Annotated in this window: 4 protein-coding genes; 2 read left to right on the top strand and 2 right to left on the bottom strand. The window is 72.6% G+C overall.

Annotation, left to right across the window (positions count from 1 at the left end; translation table 11 throughout):
* On the bottom strand, positions 1–314 hold a 314-nt coding region (locus SSBG_RS15620), incomplete at its 3' end, for an SDR family NAD(P)-dependent oxidoreductase (RefSeq protein ID WP_037871502.1).
* A 110-nt stretch (positions 315–424) separates the two neighbouring features.
* Between SSBG_RS15620 and SSBG_RS15615 the strand changes: the two genes are divergently transcribed.
* On the top strand, positions 425–820 hold the full coding sequence (locus SSBG_RS15615) for a MerR family transcriptional regulator (RefSeq protein WP_008747064.1): 396 nt from the start codon (positions 425–427) through the stop codon (positions 818–820).
* Positions 821–833: 13 nt separating this feature from the next.
* Here SSBG_RS15615 and SSBG_RS15610 read toward each other — a convergent pair whose 3' ends face one another.
* Entirely contained in the window at positions 834–1,688 is an 855-nt protein-coding gene (locus SSBG_RS15610; protein ID WP_008747063.1) for a helix-turn-helix domain-containing protein, read from the bottom strand.
* Positions 1,689–1,857: 169 nt separating this feature from the next.
* On the opposite strand from SSBG_RS15610, the gene SSBG_RS34780 reads away from it, so the two are divergent.
* Positions 1,858–2,222 (top strand): hypothetical protein (locus SSBG_RS34780; RefSeq protein WP_234010548.1); only part of this gene is annotated, 365 nt, incomplete at its 3' end.

Here is a 2,222-nt window from a genome sequence, read left to right as displayed (position 1 = left end):
GTGTCCAGGACCCGCCGGACGTCGTCCGGGGAGCCGTCGAGGAAAGAACCCGCCGCGCTCATCCCGGCGTTGTTGACGAGCAGCGACACGTCCCCGGCCCGCCGCGCCGCCGCCTCGACCGAGGCGGGGTCGGTGACGTCGAGGGGTACGAGCGTGACGCGGGGCTCCGCGCGCAGCGCCTCGTCCGCGCGCTCCGGCTCGCGCACGCCCGCGTAGACCCCGGCGGCCCCGCGCGCGAGCAGCTCCGCGACGAAGCGGCGGCCGATGCCCCGGTTGGCTCCCGTGACGAAGGCGGTGCGTTCGGCGATCTCCATGACTCTTCTCCTGGCACGAATCGGTAGGAATCCCCGTTTTCCGGGGTCACCGACTACGCTAGAACCTGACACCAATGTCAGAGATAAGCCGAAGTGACGGGAGCCACACGGTGAAGATCGGCGAACTGGCCCGGCGCACCGGGGCGAGCGTGCGCTCGCTGCGCTACTACGAGCAGCAGGACCTCCTCGACTCCGCGCGCACCTCCGGCGGCCAGCGCGTCTACGCGGAGGAGGCCGTCGAGCGCGTCCACCTCATCCGGCTCCTCTACGCCGCCGGGCTCCCCAGCCGCACGATCCTCGCCCTCCTGCCCTGCGTCGCCACGGGCCGCGCCACACGGGACATGTACGAGAAGGTGCGTCACGAGCGCGCCTCCCTCCAGGGGCGCATCGAGGAACTGACCCGCGCCCGCGACCAGCTCGACGCGATCATGGAGCACGTGCGCGCCGCGGGCATCACGGAGGCGGCGGCGGAGGAGGCGGCTGCTCAGGCGACGGCGGCGGCCTGACGCTCCCCGCCCGTCATCGCGCGCGCTCCTCCATGAGGTCCCGCACGTAGCGCCGCGAGGCCGAGGGGGAGAGCGCGGCGGCGGTCAGCTCGTCCCAGGAGGAGCGGTAGACCGCCACGTCGGAGCGGTGTTCGAGCGCGCCGCCGCCGGTCAGGTGCTCCAGCCACACGGCGTCGACGGGTGGTTCGCCGCGCTGGCTGAACAGCTGGAAGGGCACGCGCCGGCGCATCGGGGGAACGGCGTCGAGCGGCAGGACCTGGAGCGTGACGTTGGGGCGCGCGGCGGCGTCGAGGAGATGGGCCAGCTGCCCGAGGACGAGTGCGCGGTCCCCCGTGACGCGGTGCAGCACCGTCACGTCGACGACCGCGCGGAAGCGGAAGTCCGCCCCCTCGTCCAGGCGTTCCTGGCGCCGCAGCCGCACCCGCGTCAGCTCCCGCGCCCCGGCGGTCCCGTCGCCCGCCCCGAAGACCCGCCGCATGTACGGCTCGGTGTGGAGCAGCCCGGGCAGGACGGCGTTCTCGAAGGCACACACCTGCTCCGAGTCCGCCTCCAGCGTCAGGAAGTCCTTGAGGGTGCTGTCGAGCGTCAGCCCCTCCGCCGCCCACCAGTCCCGCTGGTGGATGCGTCTGGCCAGCCTCCGAACGTTATTGCGGTATCGCTCGTCCTCCACGCCGACCAGGTTGAAGAAGGTCGTCAGGTCCAGAGGGCGGATGCCGCGCTTGCCGTTCTCGATCTGGCTGATCTTGGGCTGGCCGCACTCCAGGGCCTCGGCCACGTCACCGACCCTCAGTCCGGCCTCCAGACGGAGGCGGCGGAGCTCGGCGCCGAGGCGGCGGCTGCGCGTCGTCGGCATGTCGCTCTGAGCCATGGCGACATGATGAGGTGCTGTTTCACAGGGCCACAAGATCCCGGGGTCAACTCATCCCTTTGAGTGACGAGCGCGGCGGAATAACTTGCCTCCGGGTTTGGGTACGGTCCACCCTCGTAAGCGCGGAAGCCGCCCCGTCCGCCAACTCGCCCGCCCAGCTGGAGGGTTCATGCATCCCGCCACTCTTCCCCTCCGGTACTGGTGCCGGTGCGAGCGGACCCCGGCGCCCTCCGCGCCGCGCGGCATCCTCGCGCTCACCCCGGGGGAGGCGCTGGAGTGGGTGCGGGAGGGCGTGCGGGACGTCGTGGCGGAGCTGGCGGCCGAGGAGTTCGACCGCGCGTGGTCGTGGCTGGGCGACCACTGGCGGCGCACGGAGGCCGACCGCCGCTCCCTGCGGGCCGGAGTCCCGTACGCACTGCGCCTCGGCGGCCCCGCGGCCCTGTGGACATGGACCGTCCACCCCGTACACCCCCTCCCCCTCCTGGACCGCAAACAATGGCCCCGACCACCCGCCGCATCACCCGGGAGCAGGAA

Source organism: Streptomyces sp. SPB074 (assembly GCF_000154905.1).
In the GTDB taxonomy this organism is placed as follows: domain Bacteria; phylum Actinomycetota; class Actinomycetes; order Streptomycetales; family Streptomycetaceae; genus Streptomyces.
This window is presented reverse-complemented; position numbering and strand designations above follow the sequence as displayed.